This window comes from Dyadobacter sp. CY326, from assembly GCF_021390515.1.
Classification (GTDB): domain Bacteria; phylum Bacteroidota; class Bacteroidia; order Cytophagales; family Spirosomataceae; genus Dyadobacter.
This window is the reverse complement of sequence record NZ_JAJUXI010000008.1, coordinates 59110-75705: the sequence shown is the minus strand read 5'-3', so window position 1 is coordinate 75705 and position 16596 is coordinate 59110. Positions and strand designations below refer to the sequence as shown.

5 protein-coding genes are annotated in these 16596 nt (G+C 48.0%); 1 reads left to right on the top strand and 4 read right to left on the bottom strand.

All coding sequences use genetic code 11. From position 1 onward, the window contains the following. Positions 1–59 precede the first annotated feature (59 nt). Entirely contained in the window at positions 60–2219 is a 2160-nt protein-coding gene (locus LZG73_RS16820; RefSeq protein ID WP_233852621.1) for an FN3 associated domain-containing protein, read from the top strand. A 26-nt stretch (positions 2220–2245) separates the two neighbouring features. On the opposite strand, the gene LZG73_RS16815 is transcribed toward LZG73_RS16820, so the two are convergent. Genes LZG73_RS16815 through LZG73_RS16800 form a run of 4 tightly spaced genes read right to left on the bottom strand, consistent with a single transcriptional unit; the run spans position 2246 to position 16393 of the window. Then, complete coding sequence (locus tag LZG73_RS16815; protein WP_233852619.1) at positions 2246–5803, bottom strand: patatin-like phospholipase family protein; 3558 nt, start codon at positions 5801–5803, stop codon at positions 2246–2248. Positions 5804–5850: 47 nt separating this feature from the next. Beyond that, positions 5851–6615, bottom strand: a complete 765-nt coding sequence (locus LZG73_RS16810) for a CHAP domain-containing protein (protein WP_233852611.1) — start codon at positions 6613–6615, stop codon at positions 5851–5853. Between the two features lie 34 nt (positions 6616–6649). Further along, positions 6650–12403 carry a S8 family serine peptidase gene (locus LZG73_RS16805; RefSeq protein ID WP_233852603.1) on the bottom strand — a complete coding sequence of 1918 codons (5754 nt, stop codon included), beginning with the start codon at positions 12401–12403 and terminating at the stop codon, positions 6650–6652. Between the two features lie 36 nt (positions 12404–12439). Continuing rightward, a complete protein-coding gene (locus LZG73_RS16800) occupies positions 12440–16393 on the bottom strand; it encodes a cache domain-containing protein (protein ID WP_233852596.1) in 3954 nt (1317 codons plus the stop codon). Between the last annotated feature and the right edge of the window lie 203 nt (positions 16394–16596).

The window sequence follows — 16596 nt, the reverse complement described above, 5'->3', positions numbered from 1 at the left end:
GAATGCATTAGTGCGCATTCGTGCATTCGTGGCACCAAAAAACATTAAACCCAAACAACGTGCGCCGTTATTTTTCAGATTGGAAGGGGCTGGCTTATAATTTGGCCTTCTTCCTGAATGGATTACTCGTTTTTCTGCTGATTTTTGAAAACCGCTTCGAGGTGCCTTTCTGGTTGCAGGCGGCGGGCAGGATGCACCCACTCGTCCTGCATTTTCCGTTGGTTGTCCTGATCCTGTACAGCATTTGGGTTGTGCTGATCGAAAAACCTGACTCAACCCGATGGAACGCCGAAGTTGCTGAAAGTCTGCTCATTATCGGGGCAGTAACCGCTGCGCTGGCTGCATTTTCCGGTTTTATTTTATCCAAAGAAGATGGTTACGAATCCGACACATTGCTCTGGCACAAATGGCTTGGCGTTGCGATCTCGCTGCTAAGCCTCGCGTGGTATGGCTTGCGTAATTATTTGTTTCCTTGGAAGTTAGTTTCAAAAATGGTTGCCGGCGCATTTCTGTTGATTCTGTTTGTAGGCGGGCATTTAGGAGGAAACTTAACGCACGGCGAAGATTTCATCATTTCCCCACTTAGGCCGTCGGAAAGTCAAATCCCGCAAGTTGCATTGGAAGAAGCCGGGGTTTATGAACATTTGGTAAGACCCGTTTTGGAACAAAAGTGCGTTTCATGCCATAATGAGGAAAAATCGAAAGGTAACTTGCAAATGCAAACGCAGGCATTGCTGATAAAAGGCGGCAAGAATGGCGTTTTATGGGATACGACCAAAGCAGATTTAGGTTTGCTGATCAGCCGGGTGCATTTACCGCTGGACGACAAAAAACATATGCCTCCGCGCGGAAAAGTGCAGCTTACCGAAGAAGAAATTGTCTTGCTCGCAGCCTGGGTAAAAGCCGGCTCGCGTTTTGACCAAAAAGTCAGTTCACTATCCACCCAAGATCCTGTTTACACTTATGCGCAAAATATCCTGGGCGGCGACCGCACCGAAGAACAATATGATTTCAGCGCTGCCGACGCTGATGAGGTCAAAAAACTGAATTCAACTTATCGTCTGATCAAACCATTGTCAGCCGAATCGCCCGCATTGTTTGTGAATTTTTACAACAGTGCAAATTTCAAACCCGATGAAATTGAGGGGTTAATGCCACTAAAAGATCAGATCGTTTCAATGGACCTGAGCAAAATGCCTGTGAAAGATGCAGACCTGAAAACGCTTGCTAAATTTCCGGAATTACGTAAGCTCATCCTGAACTTCACCGACATTACGGGCGCATCATTAACTGAGTTGAAAAAGCTGGATAAACTCAAAGAACTGTCACTGAGCGGAACGGCTGTGAAGATGTCGGATATCAAGTCATTGGAAGGATTCCCATTATTGAAAAAGGTGTACATATGGAGCACTGGGCTTAGCACGGATGAATTGGCCGCATTAAAAAAAGGACAGAAAATTGCATTCGAAACGGGTTTTAGAAGCGATACAGTTGTTCTAGCACTTACCCCGCCGACAATTGAAAACGAAAACCAGATCCTTCCGACGAATGGATTGGTTTCGATGAAACATCAGATCCCGCAAACAATCATTCGCTACACACTCGATGGCTCTGAACCGGACAGCATCAAGTCGCCCGTGTACACCAAACCGTTTGCGCTCGAAAAGAATGTAACATTAAAAGCGCGTGCATTCAGGCAAGGCTGGTATGGCAGCAAGCAGATTGAACGACGTTTCTTCAAAGCCGGTCTTCATATCGACAGTGTAAAACTGGTAAAACCCGCCGATCAGAAATATGCAGGCAAAGCCGGAACCACGCTGATTGACGGAATAAAAAGTGAAAACGAGCAAAACAGCGGCAAGTGGCTGGGCTACAACGAAGATTTTCAAAGTTATCTGTTATTCAAAAAACCCGTTGAAGTCAGTCGGGTAACTTTGAGCATGCTCCAAAATCTTGGTGGGCACATTTTTCCGCCAACGCGCATTGAAGTCTGGGGCGGTGCGGATGAAAAATCGCTTAAACTTTTGAAAGTGCTGACTCCGGAAGTGCCGAAAAAAGACATTCCTGGCGTAGAAAGCATTGTGTTCGAAGTGCCATTTGAAAAACAGCAGGTCAGCTGTATTAAACTGGTCGCTAAGGCGCTTCCCAAATTGCCCGCGTGGCATTCCAGCAAAGGAAGCAAGGCCTGGGTTTTCGTGGATGAAGTGTTTGTAAATTGATTTTCCCAAAACATCGAATCATTAATCTACATCACGCTGTCATAGCCCAGCCTCCTGTAACTTTCAAATTGCTCCTCATTGAAAAACTGATCACCTGTTGATTGTTGCGGGAAAATGGGGTTTTTGATCTTGTATTCCCTGATGTCGACGGATGCGTTTTTGGTCAGGGCCGTCTTGATGTAGACCAATTTGCCGGTGAATGCACCAATGCCGGGATAATGGATTTTGCCCTCAACAACGTGTGTTTCACTCAGTTTTGTGTCGGGGTTTTTATCGGTAATCCGGCTTACATCAATATCAATTTCCACCCCAAAATCAATGCGGCAGCGGCGTATGGCGTTGGCAAGGCCTTCGCAAAGTGAGTCCACATCTTCCTCGGCGTCGCTCAGGATGATCAGGCTGCACCTGCGGCGCACAAGCTCATACAATCCCATGTTGTCAAAATGCCCTCCGTCCGAAAGGCAAACATAGTTTGAGTCGGCCGTCGACTTCCCGACCAGATCTTTCAATGTATACATCAATCCCAAAGGCGGTTCAGCCCTTTTCCAGGTGCTCAGCCTCGGATTGCCGATCCACCAGCCAAGCCGGACATTGAAAATCGTCAGCAAAAACGCCGTTGCCGCCGATGAATGGTAACCCATGTTTGGATTGACCGCAGCGCCAGAAATCGCCATCGCCGTGCCCAGGCTCTGTCCGCCTGCAAAGCTTTCGGACGGACGATAACCATAATTGAAAACGCCATTTTTATTGAAGGAAGCTGATCGTGTGGCGCTAAAATCATAGCCGCAAAACAAGGGAGAAAAAACGAATGATTCGGCTTTGCGGTCCTGGCGGTCGAGCTCAGAAACCACGGTCGCATTTAAGGCGGTGTTAATGAGCGGAAATGGGCCATAGTAATTGTTTTGAGGCGTCATTTGGCTCAGTTTAATGTCATCTGCACTGTCAAAACCTGTAAATGGATTTACCGTTTTTGTGCGTTCCGTTCGCCTTCTTGTCGCGCCGAGATAAGCCCTTACCAGCCTGTTTCTGTAAAAATAGTGCAGCGAAAACTCGTTTACACCCGCACGCCAGCTCAAAAGAACCGTCGCAAGTCCAATGAGAAATGTGTGCATTAAACTTTGCGGCAGCTCGGTGCCAAACCATTTTAATTCATGGAAAAAATTGAGCGTGTAAGATCCCAGCAACAAAAACCCGATGATAAATAAATACGGAGCAGCGCGTATAAAAACTTCCTTCACATTGAGCCCGCTTTTGGATTTGTTTTCAGGCGAAGATGTTGAACTGAAAGCCAGTCGCACGCCGGCGCCGACAATGGCTGCCCAGCCGCCAAGCAAGGATATGATGCTTTGTGAATCATGGAGTTGGGGAGCTTTTGGTAAAATAAAAACGCAGGCAGTCACCAAAATCCAGAACAAAATGAAACGGTGAATGATGGCGCCCATTCGTCCCCACCATTCGCGTCGCTCGTCCGGAAACATGATCCCCATGATGTACATGCGGATAATCACCGCCCAGCAAATCGCTTCCAGCACGAGCGGGATGCCAATGATAAATGTCAGCACGCGCGTTCCGGCAAATCCCGCAATCGCGCCAATCATGCAGGAAAATGACCAATTGCTGCAATCATAGTGATAATTTGTCCCAAGGATATTTTGGAAAATATGAAAAACGCCGATCAACAAGTGAGCGGCAATAGAAGTTGCTAAAACGGAAGACAACACAATGGCAAACCAGAATTCACCCGTGCTCCTGATGCGGTTATGCGACCGGTAATTTCCCAGTAAAGCAATCAATATCAGGCTGACCGCCATTGAAAAAGCGGGAATCATAAATTGGCCCGCTTCACCCGAAAACATGTAATGGGTGGAAATCACATTGGCAAACCAAGCACTGACCATAAAGGCGGAAATGAAAGCCCAGCCTGCAAATGCATACGAAAATGTCCAGTGGCGTCCGTATTTTGTCAATGCTTCGTTGGGATATTCCTTATCGAAGGTCCGCATGCCCGCAGCCGCAAGCCCCGCGCCCAGGAATATGAGCAGACTCAGAAAATAAGGCCAAAATCGGTCTCTGTAAATCGAATCCTGCTGCGCCATGAAATCCCAAAACTGAAATATATTCTCAATCATCGACAGTGCTGTGCAGAGTAACAAAAGCAAAATAAACTGGTTGATCAATGTGTTGCGGAGCCAGGTGATGCCCATCGTCCAGGCATCGGTGGACATAATGCTGGCATCAGGCGAAAGATAGTTGCTGTACATGCGGAGCCAGCGAATCGGCCTCACTTCATCCGCCATCGGGTCGGCGGATTTCTTGCTGTTCAGCCGGGCCGTCACTTTGGAAACGGACCCGGAGCGCTTGATCCAGGACGTGAACCATGAACCGATATAACCGCCGCCAGAAACGGTTGAAAGATAGTCTATGTGCTCTAAAATACCTTTTTCGGCCAGTTTTTGCAAGACACCAAGATTGAATGTTGCCGACCTGATCCCGCCTCCCGAAAAAGAAAGTCCCGTGAGCCGCATTTCCTGCGCACGCGCCAACGGATCTTTCGTTTTGCCACTTTCGAGTTTGTTTTCCTGCTGATCATTGAGCTGAAAAACATTCTGCTCAATAACACTTTCCTGTTTTACAAATGCATTGAAGTCGGCCACCGGAACGTTTCCCAAATCGTTTTTCCGGCTCGTCCGGCAAGCGTCAACGCTGTTGAGTTCGCTGTTCAGCATCGTTTCAAACGACACCGGATTATCGCTTTTGATCAACATATCAATGAGCGCTTCATCATTGGTGAGCAGCATATCAACATAGCGGAAACGCGGCTTGTTTTCGGTTTCCTCTTCCGATATTCCATGTGCAAATTCCGCACGCCACCAGCCGATAACGCTTTCCTGATCCGTTTTTGATAAAATATCCAACGTGTGACCTTCCGCTTCAAGCGCTTTGGCTTCGTCTTCTTTGATAAAAACCTGATAAAGCCGCTGTTGATAATAACCCGCCTTGCTGCCGCCCAAACTGGCCACAATTTGCAATGGCATGTAACGCAGCTTCATGATCAGTTCAATGCGTTGAATGGCGTGCTCATACAAAATAACCCGGAAAATTCTCCGCCATTCATCGGGCGTCATGAGCAAGATCCGCTCATCGGTGAATGACTCTTTTTCCTGCGGCGAGATAATCGGCAGCCATAATTTCAGCCAGTGAAACAGGTTTTTGGACGTTTCAAAAAATGACGCAATGATCGCAAGATCGGCCTCGTGCCCTGTTTGACTGGTGAAAACGATCTCCTTCATCCGGTCAACGCGCTTACTCGCCTTTTTCCAAATTGTTTCATTATCAAGTTTTTGTCTCGTGACTTTTGCCTTGTTTGTTGTGAATGTGAGCTTTCGGGAGCTGTTGGCCTCCTGCGCCTGCGCAATGAAAATCGCTTCGATCTTTTGCTGAATGTCTGGCAACTGGGAAAAGACATTCGGTTTGGTTTCGTTGTTGTTTTTGCTTTTGTTAAAAGCATCATAATCCTTGCATACATCTTGCAAAAGGGTCAGATAGGAAACAGCTTGCGAGGTAAGGTCGGTAACAATGTCCATGGTGCAGGGTTGAGGATTTAGGTTAAGATGATGCGGTTTCGGGAGACTTAGCTGTAAATGATGAATCCCTTTTCTATGGAATTGATCTTTCGGAAATCGAGGCGGAAAACGCCTATGCCATTGCTGCTGCCATTGGAGTTGCTATTGCCCTCAATGGTGCGGATAAACCCATTTTCAACCTTTTCAACAATGCCCGTATGCCCCATTCCCTGGCCATGATCTTTGATAAAAATGCTCCCTGGCCTCACCAATGCTGGATTGTCAACAGCATCTTTCCTGAGAATTCTGTCCGCCGTTGTTCTGCGCCAGTGATCCAGACAGCCCACGGTTCTGACAAGCGGATTGGCCATACCCAGTTCCCTGGCGGCTTCATTGAAACACCAATAGACAAATCCCGCGCACCAGAAAAGTCCTTCATGCGATCCTGCGCTTTCCATATACATTCTCACTTCCTTACCCTTGTTCGAAAGCGGCGGATTTTCCATAATGCCAATTTGTGTCACCGCTTTTAACACGGCTCGGTCGAGAAGTGGCTCGTTATCAACTGCTGGCAGCGGCGATTCGGCGATTGGGTCCGAGTTGAAGAGGACAGCCCAGGTTATGGAGCCAATTTTGCCGTCCGCTTCGAGCGGCAGTCCGTGCGCGTCGCGGTGCAGCGCCTGAAATTGTTTGACGGCCGAAGTCGTCTTGGGCCCGAAAACACCCGAGCCGTTCAAATCGCCGATTCCTAGCTCAGTGAGACGTTTTTGAATGGCTTTTACAATGTTTACATCGGTTTCGCCTGCCTTAATAATTCTGTTTGGAAATTTCATAGCCGAAAGTTTTTGAATGATAAGATGATGGATTTCACAGCCAGCTGATCACTTTTTCGATGATCACTTTGTTCTGTGGTTTGAGATAAGAAAAATGGTTGATGCTGTCCAGCTCACCGCAGATATGGAAATTTCCGGGCGCCAGCTTGGCTTTGCAGGGCAGATTGGTGTTCTTGAAAATGGCCCCGTTCAGCGGCGCAATCGCATCATTCAGCTGCCCTTTAAAAATGGCTTTGTCCACAATGTTGTTGTCAAAAAGCTTTTTCAGAAAACCGTTCGGTTCAAAATTGGAAGTAAGGCTGAAATAGTTATTTCTGTTGACGTCCAACGCATTAAGCCGCAGAATGACAGCACTTTGCTCTTCCAGATCCTGAATGCCGGGCAACAGGACAATCTGGTTCAGAATGGCTTTGATCACACTGGTAACTTTGGGTAAAACCGGCACAAAAGTGCCCAGCGCGAGGTTGGCAACATTGGTCACGACGTTAATCATCGACGACCAGTTTTCGTGCGACGCGATCATCGTGCCCTGATTCGGTGTGCCCGTGAAAATCAGCTTGTCCAGCACGAGCGGCGCTTTGGGCTTTGGCCCGGCGGCAGTCACCCACAATTCTTCAAAAAGATGTCGTGCCACAATGCCGCCACGGCTCCGGCCAATGACTGTGCAATGCTTTTGTTTGAGGCCTGTTTTGGCTAGCAGATCAGTCAGTTCACGGCCATTTTCGTCAATGCCTTTGGTCAGCGTCGGCATATTTAGGCCAATGGCATAGCGGCCATATTTGGCTTTAAGCGCCTCCACCATGACCGGATTACTGAGAAATTCGTCGAAACCTTTCTGAACCGTGCTGAACAATCCGGGCATGAGCACCAGCAGCGGACGCGGTTCGTCCATGATGGTTTTGTACAAATTCTCAATGGTGCTGTCATTGACCCAGGTGGCCTGGCTGGGTTGTGTCGCCTGCAAGTCAAAAGCAAGAATTTCGTAATTCGAATCAATCAGATCTTCCAGCAAATTGACAATCGGCTGAGCTGTTTGCTTGCGACCAGGCTTAATCCAGCTGAATATTTTTACAGCGACTTTGCCTGCTTTTTTGAAAATGCCGCGGTTTGCACCATTGCTCAATTGGCTGATATCAATGGCGAAATAATCTTTCCCGTTTAACCCGCCGCCTAAGCCTCTGGTGCCGTTCAATCCGTTGGAACCATTTGACCCGTTGGAGCCGTTGGAATGCCCTTTCAGTTTCCATTCCAGGACTGTGTCGTCGCCAATCTGACGTTCAAGCAGCATCACGCTTTCCATTTCATTTTCCGCAAAAGTGTCGGTCACATTCAGGGAAGTTTCAATGCCTCTGCTGGTCGACACGCCGCTGATCTCAATTTCAAACTCATGATATTCAATGCCATATGCATTATCGTAAGTTTGGTTGGTGCGAATGTTGCTCACTTCGCATTGCAGGCCCGCCGTCCTGATTTCGATGTCGCCATGATTTGTGTTCAGCACATAATTGTTAAAATCAGCGTCGAAGCCTAATATGCTGCGGCCTTTGGTTGGCGTAACGAGTTGCTGTTTGAGAAAGAGTGATGCCTTGCTGCTGTTTTGAATGTCTTTCACAAGATTGTCAATGTCCGCAATCGCATCGAGCGCGTCTGTGCTGCTGTCAAAATTGACCTGGTCAAGATAGGGGTGGAGCTTTTCATCGCGGTGCAGCAGTTGAATCAACTCCATGCTCATCATGTTTTCCAGCTTTGCATTCAGCTCTTGACCGCTGTCTGTGAAGGCACTTCTTCCGCTAAACAGCCTGAACAGACGCTTGAAAAGATTCCCGCCTCCTTTCGCAGCATCGGCCTTGTGACTGGGCACCGGAAAGCTTGAAGGGGATTTGGCTAATGCATTTTTCGCGCGCAGGATGCCTTGGCCATAGTAATTTTTATAAATGTCGGGCTTGAATGCCGAGCTGAAAAGTGCTGCTTTTACCAACTCCACTTTTTTCCATTTTTGGTCACCGGCGATCTCATCCAGCTGTTGTCTGTAATGTTGAATGTAAAGCGCGGCAGCGGCGGCAATTTGCGGGGTTGCACTGGAAGTTCCGCCGCCGCTTTTTACAAAATAACGGGTCCCTGCGGCGCCTTCATCTTCTTTGCAATCAAACCACGAAAGGTTAGGCGTGTAGGCTGCCAATGTTGTCCCCAATGCTGCATCCGGCCCAAAATTCATTTGCATAAATTCGCCGCTAAGCCCGCGCGAACCCGGATTATGAATGTCGAAAAGATAAGGTCTGTGGTCAAAAGCGGCGCCAACTGCGGAGATAACGCGTTCGTAACGAGCAGGATACAATGTTGTTTTGGGTAAAATGCTTTGCACACCTTTTACAAAGCTGTTGCCTGCCGCGGAAACAATCACAATTCCCGCCTCATAAGCTCGGTTAACGGCATCAGCCATAATGTTGCTCGGAAGTCCGGCCATGGACATCGTAATTACATCACATTGCTGTTCAATCGCGAAGTCAACCGCAGCCGCAAAATTTTTCCCCGAAAGCAACGCCACGGACTCGCTCACTTTTAATGCAAGGACCCGAGCAAACGGAATGGCACCAAAGTAACCTTGGAACTGGCCCATCGTATCATCGAAACTTAGCTTGCCACCCGCCAGAATTGCCATGGTCGCATTGCCGTGACCTTGCTGTTCGACCGGAAAAAGCGGCACATCAAAGTCCGTTGCGCCCTCAAAACGAACGCGTTGCGTGAATGTGGCCGCGGCAGGATCGAGGTTTTCGGGATTGGCCGGATGCCTCGGCAGGAAACCCGTGTCAATGTGCGCTATCTTTACAACATTGCGCGGATCAGCCGGCTCGCCTTCGAATAATATTTCCGGAAAAACGATGGCATTCGCTTCTTTCAGCTGGCTGTGATCATTGTCCAGATGCCATATGAAAGGGTTTGGGCTGTTGTGTTCTTCGGGGTTTGGATAATTGTCAAGATAACCCGAGTCGAGAAGCGCCCGACTGCCCGGCTGCGCGAGCATGGACGTGTCTGCATAAATGTTGGACGCCATATCCGGCTCTACAAATTCAATGTCCTTGCCGCCATTGATCAGCATCAAATTATAAGCCTTGTCCCATTCTGTTTCGCCTTCCATATCGTTCGAATCAATGGTGCCCAGTGTCACTTTCACGTCTGGAACGGGCGAGCCGAATTCCCTCAAACTTCCTTTTTTAGGCTTTTTGATAAACTTTTTTGCCGTCTTGACAATCAACACAGTGTCCCCGTAAGAAGCTGGCGCCAACTCCACAAGTTTTGGCGGAAGCGAAACTTTGGCAGGCTCCGGTGCCGAAATTATGGGTGTTGCAGCTGGCTGTCCGTTCAGGCTGGCCGTGCTGAACGGGTGCTGCTTATCGAATTCCGCGCTGATTGCACCTGTGTTGCTGACGCCCGGTTCCTGCGTTAAGTCATTGATCATTAGCTTGATGTTGGTTACAAAATCTGAGTAATTGGTGGTTGAGCCGCTGTTGTTCAGTTTTCTGAAATGTTCCAATAACTTGGTCGTAAATACGCCCGCGCCGGCAGTCTCCTTGGCAAATTGCGAATCCTTACAAGCCGAAAGCAACTTGACGAACGCCTTTGGTTCTGCGTTGCCTGCTGCGCGTGACGCATTCTTCAAGCTGCTCGCTTTCTGGTTGTTGGCTTTCAAAATCTTTCTTACCGTTGGAAGATCAATGCAGCGGATTCGTGAATTGAGATCAACAAACCGCGACATGGTGGCGCTGTGGCAGGAATCCGAAACAATCAGCACGCGAATGCCAGCCGGAACCGCTGTAAGGCATTGATTCAATTCATCATCGATCAGAAATCCATTATAAGTAACCCAGGACTCATCATTGCTGTCGATTTCCTCGGTGTTGTCCGTGTCGGGGATCGGTGCGCCGTGTCCCGCGTAGGTGATAAGCAGGATGCCGCCCGGCGCGACAGCTTTTCCGAGGCTCTTAATGTTGTCCATGATCGCTTCACGCGTCGCTTCGCCGTTTGACAAAGTCTTCGTTTTGTAGCCAAGCGAATCCGCAAACTTTCGCATGTTCTGCATATCGTTCACACAGCCCGCGAGCGGTGGCACGAAACCTTTGTAATAAGCAGGGTCAACTTCATTGATGCCAATGTGCAAAGAAAGGGCAGGCGGGAGTTGCTGGGCATTTTCCATTGTTATATTGTTTGAAAGAGGTGTGAAATTCAATGCATTTTGCACGGCCAGATCGGCCATGAGGAGTCCGTAACCGTATTTTTCGCTGTAACCTTTTAAGTAATCGTCCGGACTTCCAATCTTCCGGCAGGAGTTTTTGATAATCTCTTTCACATCGCCGCGAGACAAATCCGGATTGGCGGATAACATCAATGCGATGATGCCCGCAATGCCTGGGCAGGACGCCGATGTGCCGTCAAAGAAGTTGTAGTAATCGTCCAGTGAATAGCCTTCTGGGCCAATGCGGTCCGCCACTTTTACGCCATACATTTTGGATGCTTCGGCGTCTGAAATAATGCTGTAATCGCCGCTCGGAAAGCAGCAAAACAGGGGATGACCGTAATCGGAATAAACAGTGGGCTGGTCAATTTTATTGATCGATCCCACGGCAATAACGTCTTCGTGCGCCGCATAACCGTCATTTTTGACCAGTTCTTTGCCGTTTCCAGCTGCAAAGACAACGACGGCTCCCTTGCCATTTCGCCCATGTTTTGCAGCATAGCGAAATGCCAGATTGGTGTGGTCTGGAATGGGGAAAATAAAATCATTGTCGGCCAATGTGAAAATGCTTCCGTCCGGCGGGCCCCAGCTGCAAGAAATGATGTCCGCTCCTTTTTCCACCGCCCAATAAAAAGCTTCCGATTGCAAAACAGAACCGAGCCCGGTGACGCGGATAGGGATTAGCGAGGCGCCCGGTGCAACGCCATACGAATTGGCATCATTGGAACAAGCAATGCTCGCGCAGGCCGTGCCGTGCCGGTCGCCCGACTGGTGCAAGGGCAATCTGGTCCGTGTTTTGTCCTGCATATCAATGGGAAACAGGATTTTGTCGGCGCCAGCAAAAGCAGGGTGGCCGAATTCTAATCCGTCGTCAATGATGCAAATGCGCGTTCCCTTTCCCTGCGTGACTTCCCAGGCATTTTTAACCCTCGTTTTGTTGAGTATCCAATCCGTTTCTTCATCGGGCGGCGGCTCGGCTGTGGAGTTGGAGCCAGAAAAAAAGGAGCGGTTGTTTACCACGAGTTCAGGATGGCAAAACTCGACATCTTTGTGACTAAGCAATTGTTTTGAAAGGTCGAAGACTTCCTGTCCAATGTCCAGTCGCGGTTCCGCGAAATAGGCGTTTTCTGCGAAACTGAGTGCAGCTTTGACTACTACGCCGTTTTTGGACAAAATATGAGAAACGGCCGACTGGCTTACTTTATCAAAAAATTTAATGAAGAGGTTTCCTGTGTAAATCTGATAAATGTCTGATCCTGTAAATTTCAGAATGGAACCAATGTATCTGAGTCTGGGATGTTTTTCAGCTCTTACAATGCGCTTGATTTCATCCCTTAATGCGGCCGGTGCGGGCGTTCCCACGCATTTGAACAAATAGACAAATGACTCCGGAAAGCTGACAAAAGGCGTAATGTTTTTTTGATAGGATAGGAGCGCCGGCGTGTCTAAAATCTCATCAGCAGTGCCAGCACAAGTCCTGATAATGAATATATTATCTGTTTCGCTGAGCTCAAAGCGCGTTCCTGATTCTCCGTTGAAGTAACATGAATTGACCATATCGTATGAATTTTATAACCAATGCTTCGTGCCTTGTCAAGCCTTTTTTGCCAGATTTGTCCCGCCCATTGTCGCCAGGAAATTGATGATCGTCGGGATTACTGCTGCCAGCGCGCCCAGCGATGTGATGAGCTTGGTGCTGGTTTCGTGCTGTGATGACAGAATGAATGCCAGAATCGCTAGTGAAATCAGCGCAAGTGGCATTTTGATCTTGTTCCAATTGCGGTTGTCATTCACTTTTTCCATGATTTTTTCGGTTTCGGCAGTGCCGATTCCGCTTAGGATAAAACTTCGAAAACCCTGGCTGAACAGCCTTATCGCGCCATCTTCGCGATGAACCACGCCTTTGTTGATCAGCAGACAAAGTGTGTTTTTGTCCGTAGCATTGACAAGCCCATCCTCTGCCAGGTCGTAAAGCAGAAACTTCTCTTCCCGCGACAGCGATTGCCAGACCGAAAAATAGTAATGGTAAGAAGACGTCTGCGACTTGAAAGTCAGGCTGTCCTGCTGTGCTTCATCATAGACGGCGGCTGGTTTGCGCCATTCTTCTTTGTATAAAAGTTTGTGAATCACAATCCGGAACCGGCCCATCAGATATTGCCATTTTTCCACGCTATGCTTGTCAACTTCCATGGCTTCGGGCTCGCTCATTACGGCGATAAGCGTTGCCGGACGAATGGTTGAAAGAATGATAATTCTGCTTTCAGTCGTTTTGTGAAGGATTTTTTCAATAGCCGCCAGTTTAACCGAGCTGGTGTAAGGGTCGCGGAAATTGTATTCAAAATGATTGAGCAAAATCAATGCATACTTGTTGCTGCAAGCCTCTTCCAACTGATCATTCCAGCTTTTGTCTGCCCCAGCCAAAGCGTTTTTCGGCGGAATGGTTGATAAATCCAGCATAATCAACTCCTTTCCGCCGACCCGATGTTGCTCAATGAGAGACTCCAGAGAAGTGTTTTTCTCGGAGCCGGGAAGGGCGATGATAAATGTGTGATTGGTGGCATTTTCGTTTAGAATCAGTTCGTTATCAAATGTTTCCCAGTCGTCAGTAACCGGAAGTTTGAGTGCGAAAATTCTGTTGATCAAATTGTAAACGAGGAAGAATAATCCAACCAGGAAAAGCGTAAATGTGACCCATATAAAGGCGCCCCGCCATTCAACAAGCGAAGGCAATGTGAAGTTGAGGTTAGCGGACCAGATATGCAGCACATTTGGCCGGTTTTGCAATTTCAAATATGTGTCTGTCTGGTCGCTTTGCGCATTAACCTGCTTCATCAGGTTGCTGAAAACATAGGAAAAGTCGAATGCGTGATCATGGTTGAGGTCCATTTTATGCACATCTTCATCGCCATCGTAAATGTGGAAACTCTTGAGAATGGCGACTGTCGTTTTGTCATCCGCGGAAGTGGTGTCTGCATGTTTGAGAATCGTGTCCGGGCGCACTCTGGCGTCTTTTACCCAAAGCGCATCGCGGTAAAAGGCGCTGCCGAGTGAATCCACAATCAGCGCATCCTCCGCATCGGACAAAGGCGCTTTTGCCGCTTCCTGCCTGTCGCCCTTATCACGATTATATTCCTGAATGGTGTTATGCGCCAATTCAAGCTGTTTGTAGCGTGCAATCAAATGCTGATCGTAATTATAAACGGCCGTGAAAAATACAATGATCGGCAAGCCATTGGCCACGAGCATCCAGGAGAAAACAAGCCCTGTGAAGCTTAGACCGAAGTTTTTTCCTGCGAAAGCATTTTTGGATGTCTGCCGATTCAGCTGTTTTTTGTAATAAACCCAAAGCAGAACTGCGGGCAGGACGATGGCGAGAAATTCAAACAAAAGAAAATTGATATACGCTTCCTGCAACTTTACATAAGCCATGATATTGACCAAAAGCGGCACAATTCCCGATAATCTTGCGGCGCGACGTTTGACTTTGCTAATGTCAGGTTCACCAGCTAGATATTTCTCAGCCATCAGGATATTGAGGAAAACGGGTGTGGTGGAAACAGAGATCATCAGGATAAAAAACCGGCCGATTACCGAACTGGAGGGAGAAATGGCGGCTGCCAGAAAGACGATTACATTGAATAATGTGGCGATCAGATAAACCTGGTGAGAGGACTCTTTCGGGCTGAGCCAGCTCGTGTCAAATGCCTGCGCTTTAACCTTTGAACGCCTGGCTGTTGCGAAAAAGAGAATGAGCATTTGCATCAAAACCAATGCGAGCAGCAGCACCTGCATTGAGAACGTAAAGCTATAAACGTCAATGTCCCGTGCGTCCTGAAAACTTCGCCGATCCATGATGACAATGTAATACGGCAGCTCTTGACCAACTGCTTCAATGCGCATATCGAATTGCTGCCCAAAGTAATTGCTCGTGAAAGGTTGAGACTGACCGGTTCGAATGAATTTCCGGAGATTTTCAGGGTCGGAGACTTCCAGGAACAGGTTTTCATTCAGGTTTTTAGACTTGTCGGAATGATACAGCACTTTGCCGTCGCGATCGATCATTGCAAACTGATATCCCGGCGGAACCTTCACCTGATTCAGGGACGAGACGTAAAACGACATGGCAACTGCCTTGATGCCGTTGACCTTTGAGTCAATTGCGATTGCGGTGATGAATGCGTTGGAAACCCACGAAACAACCTGGTCCACATACACAACGGACGCTCCGGGGACATCAATGTCGTTTCCTTGCTGGCGTTTTACTTCTTTGAAATAAGTTCTCTTGTCAAACTTTCCGGGAAAATGAACCCTTAATGAGTCTGATTTCCAGAAATATCGCTCCTTCCCGGTTTGGTCCATCCAGAAAATCCTGTCCAGCGACACGCTGTCGGTCAGCCGGTTGATTTCTCTGCTATTTTCGTTTGATAATGCGACTCTTTGAACGTCATAAGGAGCTTTGTTGCCGAGATTAAACAGGTTAACGCGCCTGGTCGAGTCGTCCGTCATGAAGCAATCCAGCTCCACGAGTTTTGCTGTGTTTCGTTTAATTTCTTGTAAAAAGGCGGTTGAAATGTTGCTGGCGAGCACTTTTTTGGGATCATTGGCGCCTGCGTGCAGGGTAAGGCTTCGATATTTGAGCAAAGTGAAAAAGAGGAGGGAGATCATGAGCATGCATACGACTGTGCAGGAGAGCGCGTCGGATGTGGTCAGCCGGTCGTCATTGGTAAGCTGGTAAAGTTTGATGATCGGAAAAGTGATGAGGATTCCGGTGAAGATGAGAATGAGGAGCAAAATCAGCTGGGGAGGCAATTTCGTGCGGCCGTCATCATAATGTTCTGCCGACAAAAGGCCGATCACGATTAAGCGTGTGTTTTCATAATTGACCGGTTGCAGAAACAGTTTATAGTCCTCACCGCCAAATGTCTTATCCATGATCGTGGCGCTGGTAATGTGCCGTTTTTCAAGCAAAAGCGAATCCTGCGAATTTTCCAGCCCTGAGAGAAAGCTTTCGTAAAGCACTTTTTTGGCGCCTATGACAATGTATTGATCAAAAACCTTTTGCGGGAGCAACGGCTTGATAAATGATTCAAAATCATAGGTGAGCGAAATTTGCATGGTGTCCGTCCGCACGGGCCGGCTCGTGTAACGGACGGGCGCGGTGCGCATCAGAATCAGCTTGTCTTCTTCATTGATTGAAATCCTCGGCTTGCGTGCAATGGTGTCGGATTTTGTCAGGCTGAGGTTGGTGATGGTGTCAATGGGCAGGTTGCTGTTGTTTCGAAGCAGGACCAGATTTGCATTGAGCCGCGTTATGCCGTGCTTTTTTAGCGAATCGTTGTCGAGGTAAGTTTGTAAAAGTGCCTGTCCGTTGAGAATCTTTTCGTGCACATTTTTGCCAATATTCTGCAATGTCCTGAACTTCCATTTTTCTATTTGCTGCTCATTATTAGGCAAATACACGAAATAGTAACCTGCACCAAGCGTCAGCACTGCCGCGAGTGTCATAAAAAGTGGAATCTGCTCCTTGGACGGTAATAGCGACTTCATAACAGACATCTGGCGAGACTGAATAATACTTAATCGACCAATTCTCGTGTAGTGGGTTGTGTAAGCGGCGCGTGTGCGTGCGCCGGAGCGAGATGTGATGTATGTTTGGGCAGGTTTATTATGAAATTAGAGAAAAATCAGACAAGGTCAAGTGTGCGCTGCTGAATTTGATTTAACGGTAAGAACTCATTTTCAATGCCTTT